This is a genomic window from Rhizobium sp. BK313 (assembly GCF_014193655.1).
Lineage (GTDB): Bacteria > Pseudomonadota > Alphaproteobacteria > Rhizobiales > Rhizobiaceae > Rhizobium.
The window spans coordinates 548,400-568,811 of record NZ_JACHZQ010000004.1; the positions used below are offsets into that span (position 1 = coordinate 548,400).

14 protein-coding genes are annotated in these 20,412 nt (G+C 60.1%); 4 read left to right on the forward strand and 10 right to left on the reverse strand.

Features of this window, described 5'->3' with window-relative positions:
* Positions 1 to 8: 8 nt before the first annotated feature.
* The 3 genes from FHT86_RS22770 to FHT86_RS22780 all read right to left on the reverse strand — a co-directional run bounded on the left by FHT86_RS22770 (position 9) and on the right by FHT86_RS22780 (position 5,282).
* The gene (locus tag FHT86_RS22770) at positions 9 to 1,763 is read right to left on the reverse strand and encodes a substrate-binding domain-containing protein (RefSeq protein ID WP_166656911.1); all 1,755 of its coding nucleotides are present in this window, start codon (positions 1,761 to 1,763) and stop codon (positions 9 to 11) included.
* 476 nt (positions 1,764 to 2,239) lie between these two features.
* A complete protein-coding gene (locus FHT86_RS22775; protein ID WP_133709732.1) occupies positions 2,240 to 3,577 on the reverse strand; it encodes a lactate racemase domain-containing protein in 1,338 nt (445 codons plus the stop codon).
* 376 nt (positions 3,578 to 3,953) lie between these two features.
* Positions 3,954 to 5,282 carry an adenylate/guanylate cyclase domain-containing protein gene (locus FHT86_RS22780; protein WP_312862461.1) on the reverse strand — a complete coding sequence of 443 codons (1,329 nt, stop codon included), beginning with the start codon at positions 5,280 to 5,282 and terminating at the stop codon, positions 3,954 to 3,956.
* 757 nt (positions 5,283 to 6,039) lie between these two features.
* Here FHT86_RS22780 and FHT86_RS22785 point away from each other — a divergent pair.
* From FHT86_RS22785 to FHT86_RS22795, 3 genes are all read left to right on the forward strand, one after another.
* Positions 6,040 to 6,621, forward strand: a complete 582-nt coding sequence (locus tag FHT86_RS22785) for a dienelactone hydrolase family protein (RefSeq protein WP_133709734.1) — start codon at positions 6,040 to 6,042, stop codon at positions 6,619 to 6,621.
* Between the two features lie 287 nt (positions 6,622 to 6,908).
* Positions 6,909 to 8,606 (forward strand): phospholipase D-like domain-containing protein, encoded by a 1,698-nt coding sequence (locus FHT86_RS22790; protein WP_133709735.1) that lies wholly within the window; start codon positions 6,909 to 6,911, stop codon positions 8,604 to 8,606.
* A gap of 84 nt (positions 8,607 to 8,690) precedes the next feature.
* Positions 8,691 to 9,599, forward strand: a complete 909-nt coding sequence (locus FHT86_RS22795; RefSeq protein ID WP_133709736.1) for an acetamidase/formamidase family protein — start codon at positions 8,691 to 8,693, stop codon at positions 9,597 to 9,599.
* A 37-nt stretch (positions 9,600 to 9,636) separates the two neighbouring features.
* On the opposite strand, the gene FHT86_RS22800 is transcribed toward FHT86_RS22795, so the two are convergent.
* From FHT86_RS22800 to FHT86_RS22830, 7 genes are all read right to left on the reverse strand, one after another.
* The gene (locus FHT86_RS22800; protein ID WP_133709737.1) at positions 9,637 to 11,379 is read right to left on the reverse strand and encodes a cation:proton antiporter; all 1,743 of its coding nucleotides are present in this window, start codon (positions 11,377 to 11,379) and stop codon (positions 9,637 to 9,639) included.
* Between the two features lie 193 nt (positions 11,380 to 11,572).
* Positions 11,573 to 12,619: an NAD(P)-dependent alcohol dehydrogenase gene (locus FHT86_RS22805; RefSeq protein ID WP_133709738.1), complete on the reverse strand. Its 1,047-nt coding sequence runs from the start codon at positions 12,617 to 12,619 to the stop codon at positions 11,573 to 11,575.
* A gap of 450 nt (positions 12,620 to 13,069) precedes the next feature.
* Entirely contained in the window at positions 13,070 to 14,533 is a 1,464-nt protein-coding gene (locus FHT86_RS22810; RefSeq protein WP_183868875.1) for an MFS transporter, read from the reverse strand.
* A gap of 122 nt (positions 14,534 to 14,655) precedes the next feature.
* Complete coding sequence (locus FHT86_RS22815) at positions 14,656 to 15,771, reverse strand: mandelate racemase/muconate lactonizing enzyme family protein (RefSeq protein WP_133709739.1); 1,116 nt, start codon at positions 15,769 to 15,771, stop codon at positions 14,656 to 14,658.
* Between the two features lie 65 nt (positions 15,772 to 15,836).
* Positions 15,837 to 17,315, reverse strand: a complete 1,479-nt coding sequence (locus tag FHT86_RS22820) for an NAD-dependent succinate-semialdehyde dehydrogenase (protein ID WP_133709740.1) — start codon at positions 17,313 to 17,315, stop codon at positions 15,837 to 15,839.
* 2 nt (positions 17,316 to 17,317) lie between these two features.
* The gene (locus FHT86_RS22825) at positions 17,318 to 18,568 is read right to left on the reverse strand and encodes an iron-containing alcohol dehydrogenase (RefSeq protein WP_133709741.1); all 1,251 of its coding nucleotides are present in this window, start codon (positions 18,566 to 18,568) and stop codon (positions 17,318 to 17,320) included.
* Between the two features lie 24 nt (positions 18,569 to 18,592).
* Positions 18,593 to 19,597, reverse strand: coding sequence for an Ldh family oxidoreductase (locus FHT86_RS22830; RefSeq protein WP_133709742.1), 1,005 nt, complete (start codon positions 19,595 to 19,597; stop codon positions 18,593 to 18,595).
* 82 nt (positions 19,598 to 19,679) lie between these two features.
* On the opposite strand from FHT86_RS22830, the gene FHT86_RS22835 reads away from it, so the two are divergent.
* Entirely contained in the window at positions 19,680 to 20,378 is a 699-nt protein-coding gene (locus FHT86_RS22835; protein ID WP_133709743.1) for a GntR family transcriptional regulator, read from the forward strand.
* Positions 20,379 to 20,412: the final 34 nt, after the last annotated feature.

Sequence of the window (20,412 nt, forward strand, 5' to 3'; positions counted from 1 at the left end):
GCTTGATGTTAAGCCACCGCCGCACGTGGCGGTGGATGTCTGCCTTTCGCCGGCGGTGTTCCGGCTCGCTCCTCTCCAGAATCCGCAAGCGTCACCACCGTGCCGGCCGCGGCCAATGCCAGCCGGTCGACAGGCAGGGTGCCGCCATCGGTAATGACTTCCACAATGGATCGCAGGGGCGCGATCCGATTGTTGGCGTCGACGCCGACGATCGAATGATCGGCCAGAACAAAGGCCTGCCGCGAACCTTCGATGAAGCGTCGTGCCGCAAGTGCAAGCCGCTCGTCGACTGCCGATGGTCCGAAATGCGTGCTTACACCGTCCACCGACAGGAATGCCTTATTCGCCTTGAGCGTCTCGAACAGCGCGCCGAGACTGGGCCCCACTAGACAGCGATATTTCGAATAATATTCACCGCTGGTCATGATCACCTTGATGCCCGCCACGCCATCCAGACGCTCCATGATCTCCAGCGCATTGGTGACCACTGTGATGTCGCGAAGCTTTGACAGTTCGTCGGCAAGCATCAGTCCGATCTCGCCGGCGTTGACCGCGACGATATCGCCGGGCTCCACCTTGGCGGCAGCCGCGCGGGCGATAAGCTCGCGAAGTGCCTTTATTTCCCGTGCGATACCCGCCTGGGGGGCCGCGACGCGTAGCTCATAGCCCAGCGCATCGGTGCGGCGCCGCATGGCGCGGATCATGTTGCGATACCAATCATGGGCTGGATAATGAGGCACGAACCCGATGATCTTGCGTGGGCCGGCGGATTTGGCCGCCGCAGGCTCGCTCGCGAGCCTTGCTTCCGTTTCGGCTTTCAGCGTCCACTGTTCTTCCTTGTGGTCATAGAATTCCGCAAGGTTTTCGGGGGTCAGTATGGCGTGCGGGGTAAGAATCTCTTTAGGCAGCGCTTGCCCGTTCAGTGCCCTTGCCAAAGCGTCGACGGCAAGCGTGCCGACGATTTCGGGAAACAGCGCGGCACAGGCACGAAGTTTGTGCCCGGACTGCAGCAAATCGAAGAGCGCGCCGCCCTCCCCTCCAACGCAGAAACCGTAGACCTCCTCAATATCCAGCCTGTTCGATGCTTCGAGTGCAGCCAGGACCGAATGGTCATTGACCCCGAAAACGATATTAATCGTCGGGTGCGCGGAGAATGCATCAATGCTGAAATTAAGCGCATCCCGAAAGCGCCCTCGACCGTCGATCCTCCAGCTTTCCGTCGGACCTTTGAACGTTTCGGCGAAGCCCTTTGCAAAACCGTCGCAGCGGCTGCGCGTGTTTGGCAATCTCTCCAATGAGACAAGCAACACGCGCGCAGTGGCGATTTTGCCGTTCAAGCTACGACCGGCGCGGTTTCCAAGCTCGCGCCCAACCGCAAAATTATCCGGGCCGACATAGACACCGCCCTCCTGCTCCGACGATTCGGCAAGGAACGGAATACCGCGGCGGCGCGCCATGCTGCGCAGGGTATCGGCACCGCCGCCTTCGATCGGCGGAAGGATCAGCGCATCCACATCGCCGATCTGATCATCGATGGAGGCGCCCGTTGTTTCGGTCGCGGCGGCAGTGGCCCCGAGCCGAGCGACGGCACCATGGCGCCGCTGGATCATGCCCTTCGCCACCAGTTCGGAAAGATCCCGCCGCACGGTGACCACCGATATGCGCCCGAGTCTGCGCGCCAGTTCGTGCACCGAGAGCTCATCGCATTCATCCAGAATGGAGATGATCTTTGATTGCCGAATAAACTTGAGCGAATTGATCATACCACCTGCCTTTCTCATGTAAGGAAGACGAAGAACGCAATTTTGGTCAAGAAAAAAGCCCTATTGCGCCGCATATTGATCATATTGATCATATTGATCGAATTGAAACAAAAATGATCGTTTCGTCGACAATGGACGCTCCGTCTAAATTGACGGTAGCCGCGCGATGCTGCCCGACTTCAACTGGTCGAATTGGATGACCGTCGATCTACCGGCTCGGACCAAGCCGAGATCGTGGCATCATTCGGAGCCGAGTGTGTGCGGTAAAGGAAACATTTCCGGACGGCCTGACGAAGGAACCGGGTTTTGATCGTCCGCCGTCGTGCAGCGGCGATCGATGACTTAGGACTACGAGCTCCCGCCCGAAGTGCAGCGTCAGCGGCGCCCTCGGCTGACAGGCATCACCTGCGCCCCCGCCAGCCAGCCGCAGCCGACGATTGCCGCTCTCAGCCTGCCAGCATTTGCTGATTTCCAGGTCATGCCTTGACCTTCGATAGATCTTCAGCCGCATAGACCCGCGTCAGCAGACGGCCATTCTCGGAAAATGTCAGCGGAAAAAAATCGCTCGTCCGCTCGGCCTTGCCGTCCGCAAGGGCCGTGTCAAGCAGGCTCCCCGAGACGAGGATCTCCTGCAAGTGCAGGGTGGAGCGGATGAGGCAAAGACGGGTTTCAAGATCCGTGGGTGACCAGCTCGTCGAGACCGTCGCTCTCAGGGCATCGAGGTCGTTCTGCAGCACGATGGGAATGCGGGATTTCTCGACAAGTGTCGATGTCAGCGAGTTCATGTAGATCTGTTGGAGATCGATACGGTTGACCACGTCGATGGTCGTGAAATCGGCAAGCCCGATGCCGAGGCCGTTGCCACCGGTCGCCTCCGACAGGCCAAGGACGGCGACGCGCGAGGCGAAGGGTTCGGACGGATTGGGAACTGTTCGCAGATCCGCGCGGCCCATGACCGCATAGTCCATGCCCGCCCCGCTGATATCCTTGCCAATTTGCTCGACGACCAGCGCATCCATTGTGCCGAACGGAAGCCGGGCGATGAAGGACTTGGCCACCTTCAGAAGCCTCACGTCGCTGTCGAAGAAATCCTCCGGCGCAACACCTTCGAGCGCGACGAGATCCTTCTGAGCATTCTCGACGATGGCGATGCCGAGTGCGATCGGCGAATGCTGAAGCGCGATTTTGGCAAGAGCCGGCAGCGTCTCGATGAGAGCCGGCGGACCTGTCCGATGCACGGAGCGGGCGCCCTCCGCCTTTCCGAGCCCGACGGCCACCATCTTGACCAGACCGCTTTCAATGGTCCGGTCGAAGGTCGTATGGGACTTGACGCGGTTGACCACGACAATCGCGTCGGCGCCGGCGGCATTTTTGTCGAACTTGCAGCGTGCTCCGTCAGCAGTGACCCCGTAGTCGACGACGTCCATGCTGGAGCGGATCGGCGCGCCGAGTGCTTCTTCCGAAAGGCCGAGCTTCTTCAGAACTTCGACCTGCCCCTCGGCCGTGCCGCCGCCATGGCTTCCCATCGCCGGCACGATGAAGGGGTGATGCCCCATCAGTTTCAACTCGTCGATCACTGCCTTGGCGATCAAGGGAATCTTGGCAATGCCACGGCTGCCGAGCGCCACCGCGACACTGCCGCCCTTTGCGAGAGCCTGAAGCCGCACGCTACTGCGAACCGCGGCCCTTGCCGTCGCCTCGACGTCCTTCACCGGGTCGCCACGCCGATGGTGGAGCCGCACGCGACACACGTCCGGAAGTTGCACCGCGTCGAGATGTTTGAAAGAGATGGCCGGAAATCTTACCGAAACCATGGCGTTCCTCGTTTCTCAAAGAGACTTCTCGTTCAGCGGATAATTGCGGAGAAAATCGAAATCGCAACCATATTCTGTCCCAAGCGCCTGCTAAAAATAGAGCCGTCTGTAGCCGTGATCGAGATCGGAAGGGCAATTGCCCGGTGGCGCCAAGCCAACCGTCAGCCTCCATCGCCGAGCGATATACTGTTTGCAACGAAATATGGGACACGCGAGCAGCGATCAGCCGTATCGCTCGCGGCGACTTTCTCCGAAAAGCTTGAATAAGCTGCTGCGGTGGGCCTGTGCCGCAAAGTATGAAGTCATGGCCGTCGCATAAAACGGCGGTTATTCCGGATCGCCGAGCCTAAAGTTCCGGCGAGGCACGCATCGATGCCTATTTTTCAATGCGCCATGACCCGTCCCAGTCCGCGGAGGGTGGGTTTGCCTTGAGGCTTTCGATGCGAACCAGCAGACCCAGCGACGGTCCGTCACCAGGCATTACATCCAGCAACGCCTTGAGCGCGCGAAGCGCATCATCCCATCGACGTTCGCGGTATGCCACAAGCCCTTCCTGATACAAGTCCCGTGATGCCAAGAGTTCGGGCGTCAGTTCGCCATTGCGTCCAAGCACCTCAAAAACGACCTCCGGACGGGTTTGGCCCGCGACTATGATCCGATCGACTTCCCGAAACTCGATCGCGGTACCCGCCGCAGCCACTGTTCTTTCGCTTACCAGATTGCGGGTGCCGTAAACCCTGTTTGCGCCTTCCAAGCGCGAGGCGAGATTTACCGCGTCGCCCATCACCGTATAACTCATCATGAGGTCAGAGCCGATACTTCCGACCAATGCCTCACCCGTCGCGACGCCTATCCGCAAATCGCACTTCTCCATCGGCGTGCCTCGGACACCCAGCAAGTCGGGGATTTCCCGACGCAACGTCTCAATGCGCTCGATCATTTCCAGGGTGGCCAGACATGCAAGTCGCTCGTGATCTGCCTCGTCGACGAACGGAGGGCCCCAATAGGCCATGATGCCATCGCCGATATATTTGTCGATGATCCCGCGATTGGTTCGTATAGGCTCGGACATAAGTGAAAAGTATCGGTTCATGATCTTGACCAGACCTTGGGGCACCAAGCCTTCGCTCAGGGTCGTAAATCCCTTCAGATCGCAGAACAGCACCGTCATCAACCGACGCTGACCTTCGGCTGCGGTCAAATTTGGACGATCGATAAGACCTTCCACGACGCGAGGATCAATGTATTTGCCAAAGGTTTCCCTGACGCGTTGGTTGTCGCGCAACTGCACGACCATCCGGTTGAACGCGGCGGCCAGCTCTCCAATTTCGTCGCGCGTCGTTATGTCGATGGGTTGATCGAGATGGCCGGCCTCGACCGCGCGTGTCCCCTCCAGCAGTTGCCGGACCGAGCGAATGATGCCACCGCTTACAAGGTTGGCGAATATTAACCCGATGACTGCGGCAAGCAGTGTAGCGATCGCGGAGATTAGGACCGCCCGAGACTGCTCCATCCTAATCGTTGCGATGGCACCATGGCTCACTTTCAGCATTTCCTGACGAAGAGCATCGATCTTTTGATTGAGTTCGTCACGCAGCGCGTCGACGCGCGAAAGGCGATCTCTCGCGCCGGCAAAATCCCGCGCATCAAGGAATGAAAGCAGCTCCCCAGTCTCCTGAAGCAGAAGGCTGCGACCGTCACTCATCAGGCTATCGATCCGGCTCTCGATGCGTGCCAGTGCCGCATTGTCCGAGGGCGTGTTCGTATCTGCAATGATCGCATTGATGAGTTCGCGCGCAGCCTGCACCTCGCGCTCGGCTTCGGCGCCTTTGGCATCGTATTGCTGCTTGCGAGCCTTATATCCCATCTCATCGGGTGGCTCCTGCATCTTTGCAATCACCATGCGACGCAGTGTGAGAGCTCTTTCAAGCGAGAGGATATGAACCCGGGTCAAATGCTCGTTGGCCGGATTGTACCTTGCCGTCAGCTCATCGAGTAGATGGCCCAGCCGTCCAACCATCATCATCGACAGTACAGAAGTCGCCATCATGAGGATGATCAGGCCGGCAGCGATCGCGACGATCCGCCTTCGGATCGAGTGCTTGATCATCGAGCCGGAAAATTTCCTTAAGTTCTGGAAGAGTGAGAGCATTTGAAATGTCTATTCCCCCTCGTACGCACACCTCAATCCCGCCTGGATGTCGTAACACAAAGCTGCTTCTGGTTGAAGGCGACCCGCGATTCCGGTTGGTCGAGACGATTGCTCTACGACCCACGCAATTTCCGCAAGGCTCCCGCAGCGTCAGGCTACCGCGGATGAGATGGTGGCACAGCATACCCCCCTAATCCAATCGAGCCCACGAAACGCCCCTCCTCCCGGTAGACGCACTCTTCACGGCGAGGCGATGACGCCGTAGGATAGTCGAACGCGTAGATCCGACCATCCCGTCCGGAGGCACCCTATGGCCGAGGTCCTACTGTTTCATCACGCACAGGGGCTTACCCCCGGTGTCTGCGCTTTCGCCGACGACCTGCGGCGCGCCGGGCACACGATACACACGCCGGACCTGTTCGACGGACGCACGTTCCAAAGCATCGATAAGGGGCTGGCCTATATCGGCGAGATTGGGTTCGACGAGATGCGGGAGCGCGGTGTTCGCGTCGCCGACGAACTGCCCTTCGAGCTCGTTTACGCCGGGTTCTCGTTCGGCGTGCTACCGGCGCAGAAGCTCGCACAAACACGGCGCCGAGCCTGCGGAGCACTGCTCTTCTACTCCTGCCTCCCGATCAGCGGCGAGTGGTCCTTTGGACCATGGCCGGACGGTGTGCCGGCCCAGATCCACGGCATGGACAAGGACCCAGTATTCGTCGGCGAGGGCGACATCGATGCCGCCCGCGAGATTGTCGAGAAAGTCGAGGATGCGGAGCTTTTCCTTTACCCCGGCGATCAGCACTACTTTGCAGACAGCTCGCTCCCGTCTTACGACGCCCACGCGACCGCACTGCTCACCCGACGGGTACTTGCGTTCCTGGACCGCGTCTGACCGATGGCTGCCTTGACTTCGAGCGGGACGCGGACCTAACAGCCGCATCGATGCACGATTCAGGTCGCGCCTACACGCGTCGTAGTGAAAAAACGAACAGAGCAGGTTATCCCCCCAATCCAGTGGGAGCATTCATCCGGTTGTTATGGTAAGAGTTTACCTTCGCTGAAAAGGTGTGCTGTTCTTTCGTCGTCGTTCGCATGAGAGTTGATGCGCAGTCCGAACCAGGGAAGCAGATCGACCCTCCGACCATTCGATGAATGAAGCCAGATTGGGGAGGGCGAGACATGCGGGTTACGGCAGCAAGTGGGGTTTTGCGCGCGCGGGCGATTGCGGGAACATATGTGGTCGTCCTCGCTTGGGATTTCCTTCCCGGACAAGACGCCAAGAAAACGGGGCTGATGGGTTTTGCCATTCAGCGCGAGGAGCTTAAGGACGGTGTCGTCGTCGAGCGTTACTGGATGACGGGCATCAAGCGTTTCAAGGACAAGGATCGAGGTCTCGCGCCGGGCACTCCGGTCAGCACGGCGGATCATCCGGTACAAAGCTTCCAATGGGCCGACTATACGGCGGAAACCGATCACACCTACCGCTACCAGATCGTCCCGGTCTACGGCACGGTCAAGATGCTGCAGCTCGACACTGCTTCCGCGGTTACCGTCGAAATCGCAACCGAGCTCGAATACCTGCTACATCCCGAGAAGAAGAACGACGAGGCGCGCCACGATGTTTATTTCAATCGCGGCGTGATCGGCTCACAGGCCTATGCGCGCCGTTTCGGCAATCGCAAGCCGGATGCCGACAATCCCATGGCCGAGGAAATGGTCTGGCTGTCGCGCGGCCTCTTCGAAGCGCTCATCAAATTCATCGGCCTCGCCAAGGATCACCGCTTCGGGCTGCGGGCGGCGCTTTATGAATTCCACTATCAGCCTGTCGCGAACGCATTTGCCAAGGCTGTGGAAGCCGGAGCCGATGTGAAGATCGTCTTCGACGACGAGAAGACCTACAAGGCTGCGAACGAAGCGGTCATCCACAATGCCCGCCTCGACGAGATGAAGGTGGTCATTCCACGTACGGTGACGGAGGGCATCCGGCACAACAAGTTCATCATCCTGCTTAAGGACGAGAAGCCGGTCGCGGTCTGGACGGGATCGACGAACATATCGGATGGCGGCATCTTCGGTCACTCGAATGTCGGCCACATCGTCTGGAGCCCGGAAATTGCCAAGACCTATCTCAAATATTGGACGCTTCTGTCGGAGAATCTCACGCCGACCAAGTTGAGGCCAAAAAATCGTGAACTGACGCCACTGCCCCCGGCCCGCCCCGCACCGAACAGCGTCACACCGGTCTTCAGCGCACGCGACGAGAAGGACAGCAGCGAATCCTTGCAATGGTATGCCGACCGGATGGCCGAGGCACAGGAGATCTCCTGCATCACGCTGGCTTTCAACTTGGACAAGGTTTTCAGCAAGGTAATCGCGCAGGATAACGACGTGCTGCGCTACATCGTAAAGGACGATGATCTGGGAGATGGCGAGATCATCGGGCGCGACCGCGACGTTCTCTTCGCCGCCGGCGGTCATCTGGAAAGCGGTGCCTTGGCAAACTTCCTGGCGGAGCGCGACAATCCTCTTAATACCAATGACTACATCCACGACAAGTTCATGCTGGTCGACCCGTTGAGCGATGACCCGCTGGTCGTCAGCGGCTCGGCGAATTTCAGCCAGCCTTCGCAGCGCATAAATGATGAGAACATGATCGTCATTCGAGGTGATACGCGTGTGGCCGACATTTATTTCGGCGAGTTCATGCGTATTTTCGACCATCATTACGCGCGCTATATCGTCAAGAAGCTCGCCAATTCCGACCGGCAGGATCCAGGTGCCGGATACCTCAAGGCGAACCCCGAAGACTGGCTTCGCGGCCAGTTCGACGAACGAAGCTACAAAGCCAAGCGCCGGAGATATTTCGTCGGACCGTAAGAATTGCGACCATTCTGCACTTTCCGCAAAGGCCGAATCCGGCATAGGTTGGGTTGACTCAATTTCAGACAAGGCTGACGCTTCATGGCAACCCATCGTTTCACTCCGACGGCCTATCACAACGTCATCGGTTCTCTTCCTCCGGCACTGCACATTGCCGATGGCGACACGGTCATCACTGAGACGATCGATGCCGCCGGTTACGACAAGGAAGGCATTCAGCAGGCGTCAGGCCCGAATCCCATGAACGGCCCGATTTTTGTCGAAGGCGCGGAACGAGGCGATTCATTGAAGGTCGAAATCCTCGGCATGGTCCCGACGCGCGACACAGGCTTCACCCGGAGCGTCGTTGCCGCCAATGTCGTTGACCCGGAAGACGTGCGGACGCTGCCGCCGAGCGACAAGGCGATCTGGCAGATCGATCGCACGGCATTGACGGCCCGACTTTCCGAGCCGGTCGCCGGTCTGGAATCTTTCGTGCTACCGCTGTCACCTATGATCGGCTGCTTCGGCGTCGCCCCCTCGCTCGGTCAGGCCATATCCACCGCCACCAGCGGCGAATTCGGCGGCAACATGGACTACCGCCTTTTGGGACCAGGCACGACAATCTGGTTTCCGGTGTCGGCGCCGGGCGCCCTCTTCTTCCTCGGCGATTGCCACGCCGTACAAGGCGACGGCGAGATCGTCGGGACCGGCATCGAGACCACCTTCGAAGTGACGGTGCGGCTCAGCGTCGAGAAGAAGAAGATCGTGTGGCCGCGTGGCGAAACCGCAGACGACATTTTCACGGTCGGCAATGCCCGGCCGCTCGACCAGGCGCTGCAGCATGCGACCAGCGAGATGCTTCGCTGGCTGACCTCCGACTACGGACTCGACAAGACCGCCGCCAGCCATCTGCTTGGCCAGGTCGTGCGTTATGACGTCGGGAATGTTTTCGATCCGGCCTACACCATGGCCTGCCGCGTGTCCAAGGCCTGGCTTGCGCGGCGATAACGCCGCCGTGCAGCCCTTTGGAACCGCCTCGGGCGGGTCAACCCGCGTCCAGCGATTGGTCCCGCCTTTGGCGCGACACGTTCATCTCCCGCCGCTCCTGTGCCATGCTGCTGACGGCGGCGCGCAGCCGCGGGTGACGGGACATGAACAGGTTGAAGTCGCGGCGTTCCAAGACGAGGAATTGACAGAAATCGACCGCCACGACGTCTGCTGTGCGGCGGGCGCCTGTCAATAGCGCCATTTCGCCGAAGAAGGAGCCGGCGCCGAGCGGAATCTCGTCGTCCTCGAGCTGTACTTCAACTGCACCGGACGCAATGAAATACATGCTGTCACCCCGGTCGCCGGTGCGGATGACGCGATCGCCCGGCGATGCCGATCTCGGCCGGAAGAGCAGAAGCAGTTCCTCCTGCGCGTTCTCGTCGACCTCGTCGAACATCGGAAACGTCTCGATTAGTTGCTCGATCTCCAAGTGATGCTGCCGGTCCCGTTCCTCGCGCTGTTTGCCGATTACGGCCAGTTCACGACACAGGCGATCGTGCCTTGCCGCACCATAGCCGGCTACCAGTACCGGCCATCGGGAAAAGGCCAGTTTTTCCAGCCGCTCGATGCCAACGAAAACCAGTGGGTTGAGCGTGATCGACAAAATGGCACCGGCAAGGATCAGGTCCTGCCCTTCGCGCGGCAGGAGACCCAGCGAGACGCCGAGGCCAGCAAGGATGAAGGAAAACTCGCCGATCTGTGCAAGCCCGGCGGCGACGGCAAAACCCATGCTGGCGGGATAACGCAGCAGCACGACGACGCAGAAAGCGACCAGCGATTTACCGATGATGATGAGGGCGAGTACGCCCATGATCATCAGCGGTTCGCGCACCAGTACCGACGGATCGAAGAGCATGCCGACGGAAACGAAGAACAATACGGAAAAGGCATTCTGCAACGGCAGGGAATCGGCTGCAGCCCGATGGCTGAGGTGGGATTCACTCATGATGAGGCCGGCGAAGAACGCGCCGAGCGCAAAAGAAACGCCGAATATCTGCGCGGCTCCAAAGGCGATGCCGAGCGCGATGGCCAGAACCGACAGAGTAAAGAGCTCGCGTGACCCGGTCCTTGCAACAGAGATAAGCAGCCAAGGAACGATCTTCGGGCCGATGAAAATCGCGACGGCGGCGAACGCCGCTACCTTGACGATGGTAATGCCGATGGTTAGCTCGATCGGCCCGGAGCTAGCGTGCGTGCCCACTCCGGCATGGCCGCCAAGAACCCCGGCAAATGCCGGCAGTAAAACGAGCGCCAGCACCATCGCCAAATCCTCGACGATCAGCCAGCCTACAGTGACGCGACCATTGGCCGAACTGACCAGGTTGCGCTCTTCCAACGCCTTCAACAGCACCACGGTGCTGGCAACGGCAAGGCTCAAACCGAAAACAAGGCCCGCGCCGATGCCCCAGCCCCATAGAGACGTCAGGCCAACACCCAAGAGTGCGGCAATGGCGATTTGACCGATGGCGCCGGGAATTGCGACTCCGCGCACCGCCAGCAGATCGGCCGCCGAAAAGTGCAGGCCAACACCGAACATCAAAAGAATGACGCCGATCTCGGCCAATTGAGACGCAAGAGCGGTATCAGCGACAAAACCGGGCGTCGAGGAGCCGATCAGCACACCAGCAACGAGGTATCCGACCAGCGGTGGCAGATGCAGCCGGTCGGCGAGATAGCCGAAAATGGCCGCAAACACGAAACCGGCGGCGATTAGTGCTATCAATGCGACGTCGTGCGGCACAGCGGTCCTTCCCGTTTTCCGGCGTTGCCGCCTTGTTCCTTCTGTTTGACACTACGCTAGCATCGCTTTTGCAGCGACGTCTACGGGTTCGGGCCCGATCTCGACAAGCGGACAGTGTTTTTGGACAAGATCACGCAAAGTTAAAAAAGCAAACCGCCGCGCCATTTAGATGACGCGGCTGTGAGAGCGACGCCTAGTGATCCAAAACAATCTGCAGCTTTACATCACTCGGCCGTGCTTCCACCGCGCGATCGAAGGCTTCGATCGATTGCTCGAATTTGAAGGTTTCGGAGATCAGTGGCTTCAGATCGACACGGCCGGACGCGATCAGGGCGATGGAGCGCTCATATTGATGCGCATAGCGGAAGACGGTCTCGATGCGGATTTCCTTCGTCGACGCCGTCGAGACATCGAAACCGACCGGGGCGACCGGCAGGCCGACAGCCACGATAGCCCCGCCAGGACGCGGCAACTCCATTACCGCTTCCCATGCCTTCGGCGAGCCGGAACACTCGAACACGACATCGGCGCCCCAGTCATCCGTCAGACGCTTGACCTCTTCAATCAAGTTCTTCTCGCGGATATTGACCGGGATCACGCCCTGATATTGAGCGGCGATATCGAGCTTCGGCTGAGCAAGGTCGGCAACGATGGCACGGGCGCAGCCGCCGGCGAGTGCGGCGATGGCGACCATGGTGCCGATCGGTCCGGCGCCCAGCACGACGGCGGTATCGCCGGGCGTGATCTTCGCCTTGGTGGCTGCCTGCATGCCGACCGCGAATGGCTCAACCATTGCGCCCTCGGCAAAGCTGACATTGTCAGGCAGCTTGAAGGTATAATTGGCCGGATGCACGACGAACGGCGTCAGCACGCCATGGATCGGCGGCGTCGCCCAGAAGGTGACGGCGGGATCGATATTGTACATGCCAAGGCGGCTGGCCTTGGAATTGGGGTCGGGAATACCGGGCTCCATACAGACGCGGTCGCCGATCTTTAAATGCGTGACACCCACGCCGACTTCGATGATCGTGCCGGCCGCCTCATGGCCGAGCACCATCGGCGCATTGACGACAAATGGGCCGATGCGGCCGTGCGTATAATAATGCACGTCCGATCCGCAGACGCCGACTGTATGGATCTTGATTTTCACCTCACCAGGCCCGACCTCCTGCGGCAGGTCGATATCGCGCAGCGCCAGCTCATGTTGACGCTCCAGTACCAGGGCACGCATCTTGCTCATCACGTCTTTCCTCTGTTCGGAAGCAAACTCCCATCCCTGCGCAGCCGCAAGGACATCCTCCACCGTTATATAGCCATGACCGTCGTCACAAAACGATCTTTCTGCGAAACCAGGGGCAAATTGAGGCGGCTCCAGTCAGAACGAACCACTCGCCAATCCAATGCATTAGACGGCACTTGTTAAAGGTCATTCTATTATTAGTATTGACTAGAGCTTGATTTTATTGCCCTTTAGCACGCACGGAACGGGGAGACATGTAAAATGGTATATGACTGGACCGGTCAGCGCACGCGCCGCTTAAGAATGTTGCGTGCGGCGAGCATTGCAGTGCTTCTTCTCCTTTTGATCACAGTGCCTGCCCTTCTCTTGCGCTACAACCTTATCCACTATCACTATTGAGCTGCCGATCGGGAGATCGGTCCAGCTGTCCGCTCCTGCCAAGGCGACCGTTCAGGCCGCCTTTTTCGCGCTTGGTTTCGGCTTGCGCGAGACATTGTCGCCGGCCTTCGGATCGAGCGGCAGGCAATCCAGAACGGCAAGCAGCGCGATGATCCCGAGCATGACGAAAGCCAGGCGGAATTCGATGGCGGTGATCCCGTTCATGCCGAGCGGTGCGCTGATCGCCTGGCCAATGCGGATGCCGATGGCACCGACCGCAATTCCCATCCCCATCGTCAATTGAAAGGCCGTGCTGAACAGCGTGTTCGCACCTGTCATCTGCTGCGGCGGGATTTCGGCAAAGGCAATGGTGTTCAGCGCCGTGAAGTGCATCGACCGGCACATGCCGCCGATGAACAGCACCGGGATGATGAACCAGAGCGATGTATCGGGCGAAAACAATGCGCAGGCAGCGATAAAAATCGCATTGAGGATGCCGTTGACCACCAGCACCGGCTTGAAGCCGAAGCGCCTCAGGATCGGCGTCGTGCCCGGCTTCATCGCCAGGTTGCCGGCAAAGACCGCCAAGGTCAGCATGCCGGCGTGAAAGGCGCTAAGGCCGAAGCCGACCTGGAACATCAGCGGCAGCAGGAACGGCACCGCGCCAATAGCGATGCGAAAGAGCGAGCCACCGGAGATGGTGATGGCGAAGGTGGGCCGTGCCAGCCCCACAAGCTCGATCAGCGGATGTTCGGTTCGGCGAAAGTGGAACACGGCAACGGCAAGAAAAACAAAACCGGCAATGACATAGGCCCAGGCCTCCAGCCAGACCGGATCGGGACGGCCAATCAGCTCCAAACCATACATCAGGCTCGCCAGCCCGAAGCCGCTGATGACGAAGCCAATCCAATCGAACGGCGGCCGCGTCGCGCTCTTGGTCTCCGGGATCAGCATAAGAGCGAAGATGAACGCCAATATGCCAAGCGGCAGGTTGAGGAAGAAAATCCAGCGCCAGCTCGCGTGATCAGTGATGAAACCGCCGAGTGGCGGCCCCAGAATGGGTGCCACGAGCGCCGGCCACGTGATCGTCGCAATTGCCGAGATCAACTGGTCCTTCGGCGTATTGTTGAGAACCACAAGGCGACCGACCGGCACCATCATCGCACCGCCGATGCCCTGCAGGATGCGCATGGCGACAAAGGAGCCGACGCCATTGGCGAAGCCGCAGAGAACGGATGCCAAGGTGAAGACGACGACGGCAGTGGTGAAAACCAGGCGGGCGCCGAAACGATCGCTGATCCAGCCGCTGATCGGAATGAAGACGCCAAGCGTCAGCAGATAGGCGCTCATGCCTATATTGAGATCGACCGGTCGGGCACCGAAGGACACCGCCATCTGCGGCAGTGCAGTGGCGATGACCGTGCCGTCCAGGTTCTCCATGAAGAAGGCGCCCGCCACGAGCAATGCGATCAGCAGCGGGCTCGAACTGGAAGCTTGTGTTACCACTTCCCGCTTGCCCGTGGACATATCAGTCATTCAAAAATTGCTCCGAATCCGCCTCACATCCCCCGCCCTTTTAAACGGTTCGGAACCGTTTCCGATAGACGGAAATCGTCCCATCATTCGACGGGACGATCACGTTTCGCTTAACGGTCGGATCAGAATTTGATCACGATCTTACGTTTCTCCAATTCGACCGCATCGAATTGGACACCAAGCCCCGGTGCCGTAGGCAGTTCGAAGCGGCCATTGTTCGGCTCGGATGGGTTGACGAAGACAGGGGAGCCCCGCTCCCAATTGTCGGCCAGTTCCACTGGCTTGGCGAGGTGCATGATCGTGCTGAGCACGTGTATGTTGGCGAGATGGCCGACGGTTGGCTGTGTCTGGTGCGGAACCAGCTCGACACCGTGGGCATGAGCCACCGCGGCACATTTCATCATGCCGGTGATGCCACCCATTTTTACGATATCCGGCTGCACCATGCGCACACCGGCGTCGATCAGTTCGCGAAGGCCTTGCAACGTATAGGTCTGCTCGCCTGCCGAAACCGTGATGTCCAGCCGCTGTGCCACCTCACCCATGGCGCGGACATTATAGTGCTGCACCGGCTCTTCGAACCACATGTAGCCGAGTTCTTCCAGCGCACGGCCGACGCGGATGGCACCGCCGACCGAGTAGCCGTTATTCGCGTCGAAGCCGATGACGAAATCATCGCCCAACAGCTTGCGCACGGCCTTGGCCTTGGCAATATCGCCCGCAAGATCGACGTCCTGCCTGGTGCGGTCGCCATCCCAGCGGATCTTCACCGCCGCCGGCTTTTCCTTGGCGACACGGCGCTCGACGACGCGGAGAACTTCATCCACCGTTCGGCCGGAATTGTTGCCGATCGAGGTGTAGCACGGCAGGCTCGTCGTCCAGGCGCCGCCGAGCAGCTTATGGACCGGCTGGCTTAGAAGCTTTCCCTTCAGGTCCCAAAGGGCGATGTCGAGAGCGGCAAGAGCGGCGGTCGTCGCTCCCTCCGGGCCGAGTTTCACGCATCTATGGAACAGCGTGTCGAGCAGGATGGCATGGTCGAGCACATCCTTGCCGACGAGATAGGGCGCCATGTCTCTGGCGATGATGCCAAGCGAGGCGACACCGCCTTGCATCGGCGAAGCCTCGCCGAGGCCGAACTGGCCGTCCTCGGTTTCGATGCGAACGAACGCACAACGCGGTGACCCCGCCTCTCCACTGCCCATCGGCAACTGAAAGGCTTCTACAGATTTGATTTTCAAGGCGATCTCTCCCTAACTCATATCTTGTCCCAAAACCACTCCGTACTTTTGGGACTGTGCTGCCGTCACCACGTGACGGCGATGTATTTGGTTTCGCAGAATTCCAGAATGCCGTGATGGGCCCCTTCACGGCCAAGACCGCTCTGCTTGGTCCCGCCGAACGGGGCAGCGGGATCGGAAACGAGGCCGCGATTCAAACCGACCATACCGCTTTCCATCCGCTCCGACACACGCAGGCCGCGGCTGAGATCGCGGGTATAGACATAGGAGATCAGGCCGAATTCGGTGTCGTTAGCAGCACGAATGGCCTCCTCCTCGGTCTCAAACGTCGTGATCGCGGCGATCGGGCCGAAAATCTCGGCAGCAGTAATGTTCGCATCGGCGGCGACGTCCTTAAGCACCGTCGGCGGAAAATAATAACCCTCCTGATCCAGCGGCTTGCCGCCGGTCAGAATTTTCGCGCCCCGCGCGGTCGCATCATCGACAAGGCCAGCAATGCGGTCGAGCGCGGTCTTGTTGATGACAGGCCCGCATTGCGTCGCCTTGTCGTAGCCGACGCCGACCGTCATGGCGCTCATGCGCTCGGCAAGGCGCTTGGAAAACTCGTCGACGATGCCCTTCTGTACATAGAAGCGGTTCGCCGCCGTGCAGGCTTCGCCGCCATTGCGCATCTTGGCGACCATGGCGCCTTCAATCGCCGCATCCAGATCGGCGTCGTCGAAGACGATGAAGGGCGCATTTCCGCCAAGCTCCATCGAGCAGGAAATGACGGTATCGGCAGCCTCATGCAGCAGCTTGCGGCCGACCGGCGTCGAGCCGGTGAAGGAGAGCTTGCGCACGCGCGGATCGTGCAGCATGGCGCTGACGACCGGGCCGGCCTGCGATGTCGTAATGACGTTGACGACGCCATCCGGCACACCGGCCTCGGCATAGATCTCGGCCAGTGCGAAGGCGGTCAATGGCGTTTCCGTCGCCGGTTTCAATACGCAGGTGCAGCCGGCGGCCAGCGCGGGCGCAATCTTGCGCGTCGCCATTGCCGCCGGGAAATTCCAGGGCGTGACGAGCACGGCAACGCCGATCGGCTGATGCTGGACGATGATCTTATTGGCGCCCGAGGGGGCGGAATAGATATCGCCGTTCAGCCGCACGGCCTCCTCGGAAAACCAGCGGAAGAATTCGGCGGCGTAGGCGACCTCCCCATGCGCATCGTTCAGCGCCTTGCCGTTTTCAAGGCTGATCAGCTTGGCCAGCATATCCTTGCGCTCGATCATCAGCTCGAAGCAGCGGCGCAGTATCTCGGAGCGCTTGCGCGGCGCGGTTGCAGCCCAGCCCGCGGCGGCGGCATGGGCGGCAGCAACCGCTTCCATGGCCTCATCAACAGAGCAGTCGGCAATCGACGCGATGATGACGCCGGTCGAGGGATCGAGCACATCGGCGCGCTTGCCCGTCTTAGCAGGTCGCCATTTACCGCCGATATAGAGATCGGTCGGAATGGAGGTGATATCGAAGCTGATGGCAGCGGAGATTTTCTGGATGGCGTTCATGGTTAGTTTGCCTTTCGGTGGGATGCCATGGCGCGAAGACGGGTGCGGTCGCGGCTGAATGCGGCTTCGACCAGCACTTCCATTGTCGCCGTGTCGAGCGGACGAGGATTGTTCTTGATCAGTCGGGCGCTGCCCATCGCCTGTTCGACGACAACAGGCAATTGGCCGGCGACGACTCCGAGATCGGCGATGGTCTTGGGAATGCCAATCGAGGCGAAGAGGCTATCAACCGCATCGATCGTCGCAGAAGCACGATCGAAGGCGGATGCGCCGGCAAGATCGAGGCCCATGGCAACGCCAATCTCGCCAAGTTCGGCCTCGCAATGATTGCGATTAAACTCCATGACGTAGGGCATCATGACGGCCACACCCATGCCGTGCGGCGTGTGGGTCATGGCTCCGACCGGGTATTGCACGGCATGGGCCGCAGCCGTGCCCGCCGTACCGAAAGCGAGGCCGGCGGCGGTCGCCCCCAGCATCAGCCTTTCACGCGCCATGTGATCATTGCCGTTGTCACAGGCTGACTTCAGGCTGGCGGAAATATGGGAGATCGCCATCAGCGCATAATTGTCGCTCAGCGCATTCTTGCCGAGGAAAACATGTTCGTGGACGATCGTTCCAGTCGGCTCGCGACGGACGGTCGTATAGGCCTCAATCGCATGGGTCAGCGCGTCGGCGCCGGACACCGCAGTTAAGGAAGGCGGGCAGGAATAGGTCAATTCCGGATCGCAGATCGCGGTGTGCGAAATCAGATGCGGGCTGGCGATGCCAACCTTCACGGCGCGGTCTGGATCGGTGATGACGGCGACCGGTGTCACCTCCGAACCGGTGCCCGATGTCGTCGGCAAAGCGATCAGCGGCAGGACCGGTCCCGGCACTTTGAACTCGCCGTAGTAGTCCTGAGCCTTGCCGCCATGCGCCAGCAGCAGCGCAATCACCTTGGCGGCATCGATACAACTGCCGCCGCCGATGCCGATGACGAGATCGGCGCCGAAAGCCTTGCCCAACGCGACACCGCGGGCAATGCATTCCAGTGGCAATTCGGCAATGGTTCCATCAAATATCTTCGTCTTTACATTAGCTTGGGAGAGAGTATCGATAAGCTGCTTGAACTCACCGTCGTCCGCCAACCGTTCGTCCGTGACGATCAGCGCCCGTTTTCCGAGGCCGGCCGCATAGGATGCGAGCGCACGTCGCTGGCCAACGCCAAAGACCAGATTACGCGGTGTGCGCAGTGTACCGAACAATGACAATGCCATTTCTCCTTTAGCGGCTCATCAGGCCGCAATTTTCGTTCCGGCCAAAATCTGCAGCCGTTCCCAAACTTCGTCGGCGATCGGCACGCCGTCACGCAGCCGCTGCTCGCGGCAGACCCGGCCGCGCTCGCCGGGAATCAACACGCGATCAAAGCCCGCGGCCGGCTCCAGTGCACGAATTTCATCGAGATAGGCCTTGAGGCGATAATGCGGGCCGTCGATGACGATGAAGACGTCGCCCTTGTTGGAAATCTCCGTCTCGTCGAGTGTCCCGCGGACATCGGTCCCAATCGCGGCGCCCGCAAGACTGCTGACCAACAGCTCGAAGGCAAGGCCGAGCGCATAGCCTTTGGCCTGGCCGAAGGGTGCTATCGCGCCCTTCTTGGCCGCCTCGGCATCCGTGGTCGGATTGCCGGCCGCATCCAGCGCCCAATGCTGCGGGATCGGCACCTTGCGATGGGCATGATCATGGATCTCGCCCATCGATACGACACCGGTGGCGGTGTCCATCATGAAGGAGCCATCCTCGGTCGGGATGCCGATCGCGATCGGATTGGTGCCGAGCATGGCGCGGCGGGCGCCCCAGGGATGCACCAAGGCTTCGCTGGTCGACAGCGCGATGATGGTGAAGCCTTCGGCGGCAACCCGCTCGGCGTACCAGCCAAGCATGCCGATATGGTTGGAATTGCGGATTGCGGCAACGGCGATTCCAGTCTCCCGCGCCCTCATCGTCACCGCTTCCAGAGCCGCATTGGCGACCACAGGACCGAGCCCACGCTGGCCGTCGACGCTCAGGAAGGCATGCTTGCGCCATTCATGCAGACCGCGCACATTAGGATCCACAACGCCATTGGCGATGCGGCGCGTGATTCGGTCGAGACGGAGAAAACCGTGGGACGGGATGCCGCGAAGTTCGGCTTCGAATAGGAGATTAAGCTGCTGATCGGCATGATCCTGTGGAATACCGGCACGTCTGAGTGCCTTGGCAGCCACATCTTGCAACAAATTCGCGTCAACGACGGTCACAACATAAAATCCGATCGGATATCTGATTGAAGCCGAGGCACTATGCTGCTAAGGAAAGATTGCGTCAAGGGAGTAATTTTCAATGGTAAAGGGCCTGATCGGGACAAGTGATACCGGCAGCAGTTTCGTGCGCCGCCCTCCCCGCCTCGGTGACGAGGTCTACAACGCGATCTACGCGCAGTTGATGTCGCTGAAGATCCCGCCGGGCGGCCGTATCTCGGTCGATAGCCTCGTGCGCGAGCTCGGCGTCTCGCAGACTCCGATCCGCGAAGCGCTGTCTCGGCTGGAAGCGCTCGGCCTTGTCGTCAAGACCCATCTCATCGGCTACAGCGCTGCGCCGCAGCTCGACAAGGATCGGTTGCAGCAACTCTATGAATTGCGTCTGTTGCTGGAGCCCTTCGCCGCGGGGCGCGCCGCCGTCAATATGACGGACGAGGCTATCGATGCGCTGGAGAAGGTCGACAAGGACATGCGCTCGGCCCGCAATGACGATCCACGTCTTGCCTATGGCGAGTTCGCCCAGAGCGACAGCGCCTTCCACGACCTCATCGCCATCGGCAGCGGCAATCTGCTGATCCACGAGACGCTGGCACGGCTGCACACGCATGTGCATCTCTTCCGCCTGTTCTTTCACGCCCGCGCCACGACGGATGCCAACGATGAACACGAGCGCATCATTACCGCGATCAGGCAGAAGGATTCGGCCGCCGCCGAAACGGCGATGCGCGACCATGTCGAACGGTCGCGCAAGCGGTTCATGGTGATCTTCGGCGGCGAATAGGCTTGCGGGCGACCCGCCAACGCACGCAATCGCT